Here is an 11,526-nt window from a genome sequence, read left to right on the forward strand (position 1 = left end):
GGAGTTCCGGGGTGTGCGCGAAACGCCGCTGAATGTGGGTTGGCGCCGGTCAGGCGGCGCGCGCCTCGGCCAGGAGCTTGCGGGCCCGGATCAGCCACTCGATCCGCTGGGCCGAGACGACGCCCACGGCGAGCAGCAGGAAGCTGTCGGTCAGCTCGGCGGCGGTCACGTGCATGGCCGAGGCTGCGCCGCCGGCCATGACGCTGCGCAGCACGTAGCGCAGGGCGAAGATGCCCAGGATCAGCAGCATGCCCCACGGCGACACCTTGCTGGTGATCACGTGGGTCGCGGGATCGATGGTGAAGGTCGAGGCCCGCGCGCGCCACCAGCCGAGGAGCCCGCCGACGCACACCGCGGCGAGGTCCAGCCCGAGGCCGACCGGGCCCGGCGGCGGGTTGGCGCTGAACGCCACGATGGTCATGAGCATGATGATCGCCGGCGCGATCCAGAGGCGCTCGATGCGGATGCGGCGTTCGCGCGAATTCCGCAGGATGACGATCCCGATCACCACGAGGGGGATCAGGTAGGTGAGGTAGGCCGGCGCTCCGCCGCCCGCAGGGATTTGAGCCATCAGCTCGCCTTGAGAGTCGCGGCCATCGCGGCCGCCTGCTCCAAGGCGTAACCCACGTTTTCGGGAGACGCCACTTCCGCGATCCCCAGGTCGAACTCGACGACGAAGGGCGTGGCGCCCTGGCCGGCCTCGAAGGCCGTGCAGCCGATGACGGCGGCGATCCGCTCGCCCGCCGCGCGGGCCGCGGCGAGCGGCGTGGCCGGCAGCGCCAGCGCGAAGACCTCGGGCGCGAGGCGCGCGGCGGTGTCCTCCACGCGCACGAGGCGGCCGATCATCGAGCCGATCTGCGGCACGGCGCGGGCCACCCAGCCGCCGGCGCGCGGGGCCTTCAGGTCGGCCTTCTCGGAGACCTTCAGCATGCAGACGCTGAGCGGCCGGTTGCGATCCCTGGCGCTCCTGGCGAGGCGCATGACGTGGCTCGCGAACAGGTCGCGGGTGAAGAGGCCGGTGGCGGCGTCCATCAGGCCCGAGCTGCGGGCCTGGTCGAGGGCGTTGCGGACGGACTTCTGTCGGCGATAGGCGCGGGCCAGCTCGACGACGCGCAGCGCGGTCTCGTTCTCCGGCGTCTCGGGCGAGGCCACGTCGGAGATGCCGCGGTGATAGGCCTCGGACGCCGTCACGGCGGAGTCGGCCCGCATGTAGAGCAGGGCGGGCGTGTGGTAGAGGCGCGTGTTGCGGCGCAGGCCCGCCGCGATCGAGAGCGCCTCGTGCGGGTTGTCGCCGGCCCACAGGACCACGGCGTCGAACGGCTTCTCGTGCAGGTAGTCGAAGGCGGTGAAGGCGGTGAACGCCCCGACCACCTCGGCGCCGTTGCGCTGCAGGGCGTTCGACAGCGCCAGGAACTGCGGCGCCGGTTCGCCGATGGCCAGCACCCGGTAGGGCGAGGGGTCGTTTTCCGGGGCGTCGAGCACGTGGCCGCGCTCGGCGAACGTCTCGATGCGGACCTCGAACTCCTCCTCGGCCACGGCGGTGCGGACCAGCGTCTCCAGCCGCATCGCCGCCTGGGCGGGATGCAGCGGGCTCGCCAGCACGAGGTCGAGGCCGCGCTCCTTCTGGAACGGATCGGGCGCGCCCATGGCCATGACGGGCAGGCGGCGGGGCGCACAGGCGGCGCGCAGGCGCCCGGCCAGGCCCTCGATCTCGCCGTCGAAGGCCGCAAGGTCGACGATCGCCGCCTGGATCTGCAGGTCGGAAAGCGCGAGGCAAGCCGCGGTCTCGCTGCGCGCCGTGATCGTGCGCCAGCCCAGCCGGTCCAGGCCCTCGGCGAGCGGGCCCGCCGTGGCGTCGTCTCGCGCGACGATCAGAACTCGCGCTTGGACCCCTGCCGTCATATCCCCGTCCAACATCAGCCCCGTTCTGTTTAAGTGCGGAATCAGAGGGCCGGAAGGTTGTCCCATACCCGATCGCAGGTTGCGGAAGGGTTAGTTGTCGCACGTTGAGGGGGAATTCGCTGTGGATCTGAACGGACAGGTGGCCGTCGTCACGGGCGCAAGCGGTGGTCTGGGCGAGCATTTCGCGCGACTCCTCGCCAAGCACGGCGCGGCGGTGGCGATCACGGCGCGGCGCGTCGACAGGATCGAGTCGCTGGCGGCCGAACTGCGGGCCGGCGGGGCGAAGGCGCTGGCGCTGCCCCTCGACGTGGCGGAGGCCGAGACGATCGGGCCGGCGCTGGACCGGGTGGCCGGCGACCTGGGGCCGGTCGGCATCCTGGTCAACAACGCCGGCGTGGGCGGGGAGGGCCTCGCCCTCGACATCTCGCTCGAGGCCTTCGACCAGACCTTCGCCGTGAACGTGCGCGGGACGTTCTTCGCGGCGCGCGAGGCGGCGAAACGGATGATGGCGGCGAAGATCCAGGGGCGGATCCTGAACATCGCCTCGATCGCCAGCCACACCGTCCTGCCGGGGCTCTCGGCCTACTGCGGGTCCAAGGCGGCGGTGGCGATGCTGACGAAGTCGATGGCGCGGGAATGGGCGCGGCCCGGGATCGCCGTCAATGCGCTGTGCCCCGGCTACATCGAGACCGGCATCAACAACTTCTGGTGGCCGACCGAGGGCGGCCAGAAGCAGCTCAAGGGCTTCCCGCGGCGCCGGCTGATGGACGCCTCGGACCTCGACGCGGCGTTCCTGATGCTGGTGGGGCCGGCCGCCAGCGCCATCACCGGCTCGATCATCACCATCGACGACGGCCAGTCGCTGCCCGGCGGCGGCTGACCCGAAACGGTTGGCTGACCGGGCGGCAAGGCGCTTAGATCGCCGCAAAGTCCAGGGAGATACGCGCATGCGCCAGGGTCCGCTCACCGGCCTCAAGATCGTGGAATTCGCCGGCATCGGGCCGGGCCCGTTCTGCGGCATGCTGCTCAGCGACCTGGGCGCCGACGTGGTCCGGATCGACCGCAAGGGCCCGGGCCGCGGCTCGCCCACCGACGTCACCGGCCGCGGCCGCCGCTCCATCGCGCTGGACCTGAAGTCGCCCGCCGCCATCGAGGCGTGCCTGAAGCTGGTCGAGCAGGCCGACGTGCTGTTCGAGGGCTTCCGGCCCGGCGTCATGGAGCGCCTGGGCCTCGGGCCGGACGTGGTGCTGAAGCGCAACCCGAAGATCGTCTACGGCCGCATGACCGGCTGGGGCCAGACCGGCCCCTACAGCCAGGCCGCCGGCCACGACATGAACTACATCGCCATCACCGGCGCGCTGCACGCCATCGGCACGAAGGACAAGCCCGTGCCCCCGCTGAACCTGGTGGGCGACTTCGGCGGCGGGGCGCTCTATCTCGCCTTCGGCCTGCTGGCCGGCGTCATCCAGGCGCGCGAGACCGGCAAGGGCCAGGTGGTGGACGTGGCGATGAGCGACGGCGCGGCCAGCCTGATGTCCATGTTCTACGGCATGAAGGCGGCCGGCATCCTGAAGGAGGAGCGCCGCGCCAACATGCTCGACGGCGGCGCGCACTTCTACGACACCTACGAGTGCCTCGACGGCAAGTGGATCTCGATCGGCTCCATCGAGCCGCAGTTCTACGCGCTCCTGCTGGAGAAGACCGGCATCGACGACCCGGACTTCCAGCGCCAGCACGACCGGGCGATCTGGCCCGACCTGCGCGAGAAGCTGGCCGGCGTCATCAGGACGAAGACCCGCGACGAGTGGTCCGAGATCATGGGCGGGACCGACGTCTGCTTCGGCCCCGTGCTCGACCTCGACGAGGCGCCGAAGCATCCGCACAACAAGGCCCGGGAGACCTTCGTCGAGGTGTCCGGCGTCGTCCAGCCGGCGCCCGCGCCGCGCTTCTCGGCGACCCCGGGAAGGATCCAGGGCCCGCCGCCCGCGATCGGCGCCCACACCGAGGCGGCACTCAGGGACTGGGGCTTCTCCGACGCGGAGATCGCCGCCCTGGCCTGACGCCGCAGGCCGGGGCGTACCTGAAAGCGCCGTTCAGATTGGGTTCAGCCGCCCGCCGGCATCCTGTCGCTCGGATCGGTCGTCGCGCTCTCCCGTCCCTCGAAGCGGCGCACGGTCCGGATGGAACGACACGCCCATCGGCGGCGCGCCACCTACTAACCCGGGTGGCGCGCCGTTATCATCGGGGTCCTGCACTTGCCGGATCCCGAGTCGACCGATAACGGCGCGGCCATGACCCCGATCGAGATGATCCGTCGCCTTCGCGCGCGGGACCTGGACCCGATCCACGCGGCGCGCGTGGTCCTGGTGGTGCTCGGCAAGGCGCTGTCACGCATGTGGGGCCGCGACGTGATGCTCTACACGGGCGGCGTCTCGTTCTTCGTGATGCTGGCCATCTTCCCGGCCATCGCCATCGTGATGGGCCTCTACAGCATGCTGTCCGACCCGGCGCGGGTGGCCGAGCAGGGCGAACAGCTCGCGCGGGTGATGCCGCAGGCGGCCCAGGTGATTTTCCAGGGAGAACTGATGCGGCTCTCGCGCGCGCCCATCGACACCGTCTCCACCCAGAGCACCATCGCGCTGCTGGTGGGCGGCTACGCCAGCCATCGCGGGTTCAAGGCGCTGCTGGCCGGCCTGTCGTTCATCCACGACGAGCAACGGCAGCGCGGCTTCCTCAGCTTCAACCTGCTGGCGCTGGCGGTGCTGTTCGCCGCGCTCGGGGCCCTGGGGCTGCTCTCGGTGGTCTTCTTCGCGTTCCGGATCCTGGGCGAGACGCTGGACCTGCGCCCCCTGCGCGGCGTCCTCTGGCTCTACAGCGAATGGACCTGGGCCAGCGCCGGCATGGCGCTCGCCATGGCGCTCATCTACCGCTGGGCGATGTCGCGCGACCCGGTGGACTGGCGGGCCTCGTTCATCGGCGGGGCGGCCGCCTCGGCGCTGTGCATCTTCGCGTCCTGGGGGCTCGGCATCTACGTCGAGCAGATCGCGGCCCTGGGCGCGACCTACGGCTCCATCGCCACCGTGGTGATCTTCCTGATCTGGCTGAGCTGGAACGTGAACGCCGTCTTCTTCGGCGGCGCGCTGGCCACCGAGGTGGAACTGGCGCTGCATCGCCGCCGCCTGCCGCTGGCGTCGGAGATGGGCGGGCTGCAGGCGCCCGACTAGGCGCCCGACAAGGCCAGGCGAACGGGAACTGGCCCTGATCGGGGGGCGCGAGCCTTCGAGCAGCGTTGGCGCGCCAGCGCCGTTTTGATTCAACCACGAAGATCACCAAGAGCACGAAGGCGCCTCGGGGTGAGCTGAGGGCGACGCGCCTTTCCGACCCTTCGTGGTCTTGGTGATCTTCGTGGTTGGAATCAGGGCGCCTGCGGCGCGCAGGAGGTTCGCGGGCTCAGCGCAACTTCTTGTCCGGGTCGCCGAGTGGGTGCTGGGGCTTCGCGACGAGGAAGCTCAGCGCGCCGCTGTCGTCCGACTGTTCGACGACCGCCGCCCCGACCTGGCCGGCGAAGTGCGGCACGTCGATCCGGGCCATGGGATCGTCCGCCAGGAGGCGCACGCGCGCGCCCGCCGGCGCCCGCTCCAGCGCGCGGCGCAGGCGTAGCGTCGGCACCGGGCAGCGGTGGCCGCGCGCATCGACGAGGATCTCGTCCGAACCCATGGCGCGGCCTTACACCACGCGCGCCGTCCTGCCCACGTCCGGGCACGGCGGATGACCCGGCGGTCCGGCGCAGTCTAGGGTCTGGGGAAGATGAACCCGGATACCGCCACCGTCGTCGCCGTGAGCCGCAAAGGCAGCCATGGAGTCGACAAGGTGAACCAGCTCTCGATACGCCTCGTCGCGGGCCGCGGCGTCGAGGGCGACGCGCACTATGGCGAGCGGGTGAAGCACCGCAGCCGCGCGCGGTCCAATCCCGGCCTGCCGAACCTGCGCCAGGTCCACCTGCTGCACGCCGAATTGCACGATGAGCTCGCGCCGCAGGGGTTCCACGTCACCCCCGGCCTGATGGGCGAGAACATCACCACCCGTGGCGTCGACCTGCTCGGCCTCCCGGAGGGCGCCCGCCTGCGCCTGGGCGACAGCGCGGTCGTCGAGGTGACGGGCCTGCGCAACCCCTGCCTTCAGCTCGAAGCCCTGCAGCAAGGCCTGATGGCCGCCTGCCTCGGCCGCGGTCCGCAGGGCGAGCCCGTCCGCAAGGCCGGCGTCATGGCCGTCGTGCTGGAGGGCGGGGAGGTGCGGGCGAGCGACTCCATCGTCGTCGAGCCGCCGCCCGGTCCGCACCGGCCCCTGAAGCCCGTCTGAAATAGCGAGCAGGACGGCGGGCTGGAGACCGCCGCCCTGCCGCCGTCGCCGGCGTTCAGGGGATGAACGCGCCCTAGCGGGACAGGTGCAGGGCGGCGATCTGCCCGGCGATGCTCTGGAAGACCGCGGTGAGGCTGGTCGAGGACTTGACGTCGTAGAAGTAGTCGGCGGCCGTCGCGCAGTTCTTGAGCAGGCTCGACGTGCCCGATTTGACCTCGACGCGGACCGTGTAGATGTCGACGTCCTTGGCCTTGATGTTCTCGCAGAGCAGCGACAGGCGGGAGTCCAGCGCCGCCGTCCTGTCGGCGTTGCTGGCGCCCTGGGCCAGGGGCGTCCCGTTGGCCTTCAGCACGCGCCCCTGCCAGATGTAGGCCGTGCCGGCGTAGGTGCCGTTGTTGGGCGTGTCGCGCGAGTCCATCGTGTTCTCGCCATCGGTCATCAGGATGATGATCTTCTTGTACTTGTCCTTGCCGTAGGCGACGCCGTCCGAGAACGGCGCCCAGGGCGTCAGCGTGTTCCAGCCCCACATCAGGCCGATCGGGATGTTCGTGTTGCCCGCGGCGTTCAGGTTGGTGATCGCCGTGCGCAGGCCGCTGTAGTCGGTGGTCAGGCGCATGAGCTTCTGCAGCTCGCAGCCCCTGTTCGGCCCGAACGTCGTGGACAGCGTGCCCTTCTTCGAGCCGGAGTACTTGGTGATCATCCCCTGGCGGACCCGCCAGTTGGAGTTCGTCGTGCCGTCGGCGACGTAGTCGTTCTCGTAGTCCTCGCCATAGCCCGTCGTCTTCGAATCCGGCTCGTCGACGGCGAAGAACGGCGTGTAGAGCGTCACCGGATTGCCGGTGGCGGGCGCCGTGTCCTGGACGTCGTAGGGTGGCTTGCGCATCTCGACGCAGCCCCGCCAGGTGGTGTTGAGGTTGCTGAGCAGCGTGAAGCGGTTGGCGTGCTGCGTGCCGCTCGACGTCGTGAAGATCTGGTCGTTGATCGGCGAGGCGCCGTTCTGATCGATCCAGACCGAGTTGCGGTAGGTCGTGCCGTCCAGGCGCACGGTGTTCGAGAACGGCACCAGCGAGATCCGCACGGCGTCCGCCTCGCTCGACTTCTGGGCGGCTTCCTCCATCTTGGTGACGAAGTCCTTGGCCGCCTTCTTGAGGTCGGCGAGCTTGCTGCCCTCGTTCATCGAGCCGGTGTTGTCGAGCACCAGGGCGATCTCGACCTTCATCTCCGCGCGGACCACCTCGCTCGAGGCGCCGATGTGCATGGCGCCGTCGTTGAGGATGCCGGCGATGAAGGGCGTCACGTCGACGCGGGCGCTCGCCACCACGCGGCCGTTCGCCCCGAACGTGAAGGACGACTGGGCCAGGCGGAAGTCGCTGCCGAGCTTCAGGTTCTGGTTCAGGAAGCGGTCGCCGACCACCTTCAGCTCGGCGTCGGTCGTGGCGCTGCTGCGCGCGGCGCCCAGGGCGGCGGCGTCCAGGGCGTCCTGCAACTGCGACTTGGCGCTCGTGCCGCGCGCCAGGTCGATGGCGCCGAGGCCCGCCACGCAGATGGGGCCCATGGAGAGGGCCGCCACGATCGCCACGTTGCCGCGCTTGTCACGGACCAGCCGCCGGAGCCCGGCGAAGCTTGACCTGCGCATCCCATCCATCCTGACGAGGCTGATTTGAACTCGCTCAACCGATAGCCGCCGGACGGGTAATCGCGCCTTACCCCGGACCGTTAACTTGGGTTGACTCTAAATCTCCACGGCCCGTTTCCCGACATCTGGGAAAAGACGGGCCATGCCGCAGGTCCGCCAAAAGCTGCGCTTCAGCCGCGACGAGGGCGGCGCCACGGCGATCGAGTTCGCCCTGGTCGCGCCGTTGCTCTTCTTCTCCCTGTTCTCGCTGATCGAGATCGGGATGCTGGGCATGATGTCGTCGGCGCTCGACAACGCCGTGGTCGAGTCGGCGCGGCGCATCCGCACCGGCCGCGACGACGGCCCGACCAGCGCCGCCAGCTTCAAGAACCAGATCTGCGACAACATGGGCGGCGCCGTCGGCTCGTGCCTGAGCCGCCTGACCGTCAGCGTCCAGAGGTTCCCGAAGTTCTACGACGCCAACCAGGTGGCCGCCGCCCAGCCGGCCGGCGAGTTCAACAAGGGCGGGCCGGGCGACATCGTGCTGGTCAAGGCCAACTACCGCTGGCCGCTGATGACGCCGTTCCTGGCGACCGCCTTCAACCGGGACGGTCCGATGCAGGTGACCATCGCCTCGCGGACCGCCTTCAAGAACGAGCCCTACCAATGATCCGGTTCCTCCGCCGGGCCGCCGCCGACCGCAAGGGCGCCGCGGCCATCGAGTTCGCGCTGATCTTCCCGATGATCTTCGTGCTGAACGTCGCCGCGGGCGAGGGCGTGCAGGCCTATATCGTCCAGCGGCAGGTCGCCCACATCGCCGCCACCATGGCCGACATCACCGCCCAGAGCCGCACCGTCACGGCCGCCCAGCTGGACGACATCCTCGCGGCGTCGACCGCGATGATCTATCCGTTCCCGCGCCAGAGCCTCCAGCAGCGGGTCTCGAGCATGAGCGCGAACAGCGCGGGCACGGCGGCCACCGACTGGACGCAGAAGCGCGACTGGAACGGCACGGCCGGCCCGTCGATCCCGAACGGCTACCTGGCGGCCAGCGAGAGCGTCGTGATCGCCGACGTCATCTACGACTACACGCCCACCTTCGGCCTCTTCCTCCCCGACCGGATCCGCATCACGCGCAAGGCCTACGCGCGGCCGCGCCTGTCGGCGAAGGTGGACCGCACGGAGACCTGACGCGGCGGGCTCGTCGACTGGAGCGAACCCGACGGTGCTGCGCTTGCCGAGTTGAGGCCGCCCAACCGCCGCTCCGCCCTTGCCGGACGCCCAGCCCAGACGCCTGAGGACGCTGTCGCGGCGATGCTGGCGTTCGAACCTGTCAAAGGCGTGGAGGCCCGGACGATCGCGGACTGGATCGGTGAAGGTCGTCGATGACGCTGCGACCGTTCCAAGCAAACCGGTCAAGCCCTTCTTGCGTACATGCTTCCGCTATGCGCCCATATCCGACGGATGGGACCGAGGCGCCTGATCACAACGCGCTACGGGCTGTCGCCAATGCGGCCCCGAGATGGGGCTGCACCCGGCTACTGGGTCGAGGATCGGGGCGTATGTTGAGTGCGAAGGCGTTTGTGCGCGCGACCGGGCGAGCACTTGTGGGTAAATCAATCGCTGCGGGCCTCGCCTTGTCGCTCGTCGCGGGCGCAGCCAGCGCAGCCAGCTATACCTTGGTATATGCCGGACCCAGCATCTGGCGCGACATCAACAATGCGAATGTCGCCGTCGGCTCCACCTTCTACGACAGCTACTTCGGCGTCCCTCAGGTGCTCACGGCGACCGTATGGAAGGACGGGATCGCGACCGATTTCAGCGCCTCGTTCGGCAGCGGCTACGCACAGGCCATGGCCACGGGGATCAACGACCTGGGCGTGATCACGGGCTTCACGGGCGGCTCCCAGCCTGGCGGCCCTGTCCTTCCGAGCGGCGCATTCAACTACTCCGGCTCCGGCCTGCTTCAGGAGGCCGATTTCCTCGGCGCCGTCCAACCCGGCGAATTCGCCCAACCGGCCGCGATCAACAATCACAATGTCGTCGTGGGCGCCAGCGGCGTGACGGCGGTGGCCTTCGCCACGGCGCCCGACGGCGAGATCACGCCACTCAGCGGCCTGGGCACGCTGGGCGGCCCCCGTTCGTCCGCCAACGCGATCAATGACGCGGGGTTGGTGGTTGGCCAGGCTGACACCTCCGTCTACATGTCCGGCCAGCCGCTGAACCGCGCGTTCGCGTACGACGGGGCGATGCACGACCTCGGAACGCTGTCCAGCTACGAGAATGCGAACAGCGCAGCGATGGGCGTCAACCAGTCCGGCGCGATCGTCGGATTCTCCGACGCGGACTTCGGGCGCCGCGCGTTCCTGCACACGGGGACGGGACCGCTCCAGGCCTCGGATGATCTGGGCACGCTTGGGGGATCGCAGAGCTACGGTTTCGGCATCAACGACCTGGGCCATGTCGTCGGCTCATCAAGCTACGACCTGACGGGGCGCCAGCACGCGTTCCTGTACCGGGACGGCGCGATGATCGACCTCAACTCACTGGTCGATCTGCCCGCCGAGTTCGCCGGCTGGGAGCTGTTGTCCGCGGACGGGATCAACAACAACGGGTGGATCATCGGCACGATGACCTTCGGGGGCAACATGACGTTTGGCTTCGTGCTGGCGCCCACCGCGGCGGTCCCAGAGCCCGCGACCTGGGCGTTCATGCTGCTGGGCTTCGGTTGCATGGGCGCAGGTCTGCGACGCCGGGAAGGTTCGCGGCGAGCGGTGCTGACAAGGATGCCGGCAGTCCAGCGCTGACTTATCTCCACCAACGCTCTGGCGGACGGGGTGGGATTCGAACCCACGGTGGGCGTGAACCCACGGCGGTTTTCAAGACCGCTGCCTTAAACCACTCGGCCACCCGTCCGGCGCGGGGGCTATAGCAGGGAAGGGCGCGCGGCCTCCACCGCAAGGTTCGGTTAACCGTGTCGCAAGGAACCGTGGCCGACCATCGCGGGCGAGTCGGAGGCCGATCATGCAATCTTCCCGAGCCCTGGGCGCGTCCGCCCGGCTGTCCCTGGTGCTGCTGGCGGGGGCGTCGCTGGCGGCGTGCGCCACGATGGAGCCACGGTATCCCAGCCGCGCGACCGGCGCGCAGGCGGGCCTGCCGGCGGGCGCGGGCGGCGAGCGCAAGATCGGCAAGCCCTACCAGGTGGGCGGGATCTGGTACGTGCCGCGCGAGCAGCCCGACTACGACCAGGTCGGCGTGGCGTCGTGGTACGGCGACGCCTTCCACCTGAAGGCCACCGCCAACGGCGAGACCTTCGACATGAACACCGTCTCGGCGGCGCATACGACGCTGCCGCTGCCGTCGATGGTCGAGGTGACCAATCTGGACAACGGCCGCAAGCTCGTCGTGCGGGTGAACGACCGCGGCCCGTTCGTCGACAACCGCATCATCGACCTCAGCCGCGAGGCGGCCCGGCAGCTCGGCATGGACCGCGCGGGCCTGGCCAACGTGCGCGTCCGCTATGTCGGCCCCGCGCCGCTGCTGGGCCCTGCCGACGGCTACCGCGTCGCGGACGGCAGGTCGCTGCCGACGCGGCTGGCGTCGAACGGCTTCGCGCCGGCCGCGGCCACCGCCGCCGTCGCCTCGTCGGG

12 protein-coding genes and 1 tRNA gene are annotated in these 11,526 nt (G+C 69.9%); 8 read left to right on the plus strand and 5 right to left on the minus strand.

Annotated features, from left to right (window positions below; translation table 11 throughout):
• Nucleotides 1–49: 49 nt before the first annotated feature.
• Both KF737_RS22065 and KF737_RS22070 read right to left on the minus strand, forming a co-directional pair.
• On the minus strand, nucleotides 50–571 hold the full coding sequence (locus KF737_RS22065) for a CcdC protein domain-containing protein (RefSeq protein ID WP_296460612.1): 522 nt from the start codon (nucleotides 569–571) through the stop codon (nucleotides 50–52).
• On the minus strand, nucleotides 571–1,902 hold the full coding sequence (locus KF737_RS22070) for a diguanylate cyclase (RefSeq protein ID WP_296460615.1): 1,332 nt from the start codon (nucleotides 1,900–1,902) through the stop codon (nucleotides 571–573). The genes KF737_RS22065 and KF737_RS22070 overlap by 1 nt, the downstream gene beginning before the upstream one ends.
• Nucleotides 1,903–2,023: 121 nt before the next feature.
• Between KF737_RS22070 and KF737_RS22075 the strand changes: the two genes are divergently transcribed.
• The 3 genes from KF737_RS22075 (at nucleotide 2,024) to KF737_RS22085 (ending at nucleotide 5,126) form a co-directional block, all read left to right on the plus strand.
• Nucleotides 2,024–2,782 carry an SDR family NAD(P)-dependent oxidoreductase gene (locus KF737_RS22075; RefSeq protein WP_296460620.1) on the plus strand — a complete coding sequence of 253 codons (759 nt, stop codon included), beginning with the start codon at nucleotides 2,024–2,026 and terminating at the stop codon, nucleotides 2,780–2,782.
• Between the two features lie 67 nt (nucleotides 2,783–2,849).
• Entirely contained in the window at nucleotides 2,850–3,962 is a 1,113-nt protein-coding gene (locus KF737_RS22080) for a CaiB/BaiF CoA-transferase family protein (protein ID WP_296460622.1), read from the plus strand.
• 231 nt (nucleotides 3,963–4,193) lie between these two features.
• Nucleotides 4,194–5,126, plus strand: a complete 933-nt coding sequence (locus KF737_RS22085) for a YihY/virulence factor BrkB family protein (protein WP_296460625.1) — start codon at nucleotides 4,194–4,196, stop codon at nucleotides 5,124–5,126.
• A gap of 226 nt (nucleotides 5,127–5,352) precedes the next feature.
• On the opposite strand, the gene KF737_RS22090 is transcribed toward KF737_RS22085, so the two are convergent.
• Nucleotides 5,353–5,619 carry a sulfurtransferase TusA family protein gene (locus tag KF737_RS22090; RefSeq protein WP_296460628.1) on the minus strand — a complete coding sequence of 89 codons (267 nt, stop codon included), beginning with the start codon at nucleotides 5,617–5,619 and terminating at the stop codon, nucleotides 5,353–5,355.
• A 90-nt stretch (nucleotides 5,620–5,709) separates the two neighbouring features.
• On the opposite strand from KF737_RS22090, the gene KF737_RS22095 reads away from it, so the two are divergent.
• On the plus strand, nucleotides 5,710–6,261 hold the full coding sequence (locus KF737_RS22095; protein ID WP_296460630.1) for an MOSC domain-containing protein: 552 nt from the start codon (nucleotides 5,710–5,712) through the stop codon (nucleotides 6,259–6,261).
• Nucleotides 6,262–6,334: 73 nt separating this feature from the next.
• On the opposite strand, the gene KF737_RS22100 is transcribed toward KF737_RS22095, so the two are convergent.
• Nucleotides 6,335–7,897 carry a pilus assembly protein TadG-related protein gene (locus tag KF737_RS22100; protein WP_296460634.1) on the minus strand — a complete coding sequence of 521 codons (1,563 nt, stop codon included), beginning with the start codon at nucleotides 7,895–7,897 and terminating at the stop codon, nucleotides 6,335–6,337.
• A gap of 142 nt (nucleotides 7,898–8,039) precedes the next feature.
• Between KF737_RS22100 and KF737_RS22105 the strand changes: the two genes are divergently transcribed.
• From KF737_RS22105 to KF737_RS22115, 3 genes are all read left to right on the plus strand, one after another.
• Entirely contained in the window at nucleotides 8,040–8,546 is a 507-nt protein-coding gene (locus KF737_RS22105) for a TadE/TadG family type IV pilus assembly protein (RefSeq protein WP_296460637.1), read from the plus strand.
• Complete coding sequence (locus KF737_RS22110) at nucleotides 8,543–9,067, plus strand: TadE/TadG family type IV pilus assembly protein (protein WP_296460640.1); 525 nt, start codon at nucleotides 8,543–8,545, stop codon at nucleotides 9,065–9,067. The genes KF737_RS22105 and KF737_RS22110 overlap by 4 nt, the downstream gene beginning before the upstream one ends.
• Nucleotides 9,068–9,438: 371 nt before the next feature.
• Nucleotides 9,439–10,683: a PEPxxWA-CTERM sorting domain-containing protein gene (locus tag KF737_RS22115; protein ID WP_296460644.1), complete on the plus strand. Its 1,245-nt coding sequence runs from the start codon at nucleotides 9,439–9,441 to the stop codon at nucleotides 10,681–10,683.
• A 19-nt stretch (nucleotides 10,684–10,702) separates the two neighbouring features.
• Here KF737_RS22115 and KF737_RS22120 read toward each other — a convergent pair.
• Nucleotides 10,703–10,792: transfer RNA gene (locus tag KF737_RS22120), tRNA-Ser, on the minus strand.
• A 108-nt stretch (nucleotides 10,793–10,900) separates the two neighbouring features.
• Here KF737_RS22120 and KF737_RS22125 point away from each other — a divergent pair.
• A partial coding sequence (locus KF737_RS22125; protein ID WP_296460647.1) for a septal ring lytic transglycosylase RlpA family protein occupies nucleotides 10,901–11,526 on the plus strand: 626 nt, incomplete at its 3' end.

The organism is Phenylobacterium sp. (assembly GCF_019636135.1).
Classification (GTDB): domain Bacteria; phylum Pseudomonadota; class Alphaproteobacteria; order Caulobacterales; family Caulobacteraceae; genus Phenylobacterium.

Excerpts from the sequence above, each read along its gene's own strand:
- KF737_RS22110 (WP_296460640.1), top strand. The coding sequence starts at position 8,543 with ATGATCCGGTTCCTCCGCCGGGCCGCCGCCGACCGCAAGGGCGCCGCG.
- KF737_RS22100 (WP_296460634.1), bottom strand. The coding sequence starts at position 7,897 with ATGCGCAGGTCAAGCTTCGCCGGGCTCCGGCGGCTGGTCCGTGACAAG.
- KF737_RS22115 (WP_296460644.1), top strand. The coding sequence starts at position 9,439 with ATGTTGAGTGCGAAGGCGTTTGTGCGCGCGACCGGGCGAGCACTTGTG.
- KF737_RS22090 (WP_296460628.1), bottom strand. The coding sequence starts at position 5,619 with ATGGGTTCGGACGAGATCCTCGTCGATGCGCGCGGCCACCGCTGCCCG.
- KF737_RS22105 (WP_296460637.1), top strand. The coding sequence starts at position 8,040 with ATGCCGCAGGTCCGCCAAAAGCTGCGCTTCAGCCGCGACGAGGGCGGC.
- KF737_RS22070 (WP_296460615.1), bottom strand. The coding sequence starts at position 1,902 with ATGACGGCAGGGGTCCAAGCGCGAGTTCTGATCGTCGCGCGAGACGAC.
- KF737_RS22095 (WP_296460630.1), top strand. The coding sequence starts at position 5,710 with ATGAACCCGGATACCGCCACCGTCGTCGCCGTGAGCCGCAAAGGCAGC.
- KF737_RS22065 (WP_296460612.1), bottom strand. The coding sequence starts at position 571 with ATGGCTCAAATCCCTGCGGGCGGCGGAGCGCCGGCCTACCTCACCTAC.
- KF737_RS22080 (WP_296460622.1), top strand. The coding sequence starts at position 2,850 with ATGCGCCAGGGTCCGCTCACCGGCCTCAAGATCGTGGAATTCGCCGGC.
- KF737_RS22085 (WP_296460625.1), top strand. The coding sequence starts at position 4,194 with ATGACCCCGATCGAGATGATCCGTCGCCTTCGCGCGCGGGACCTGGAC.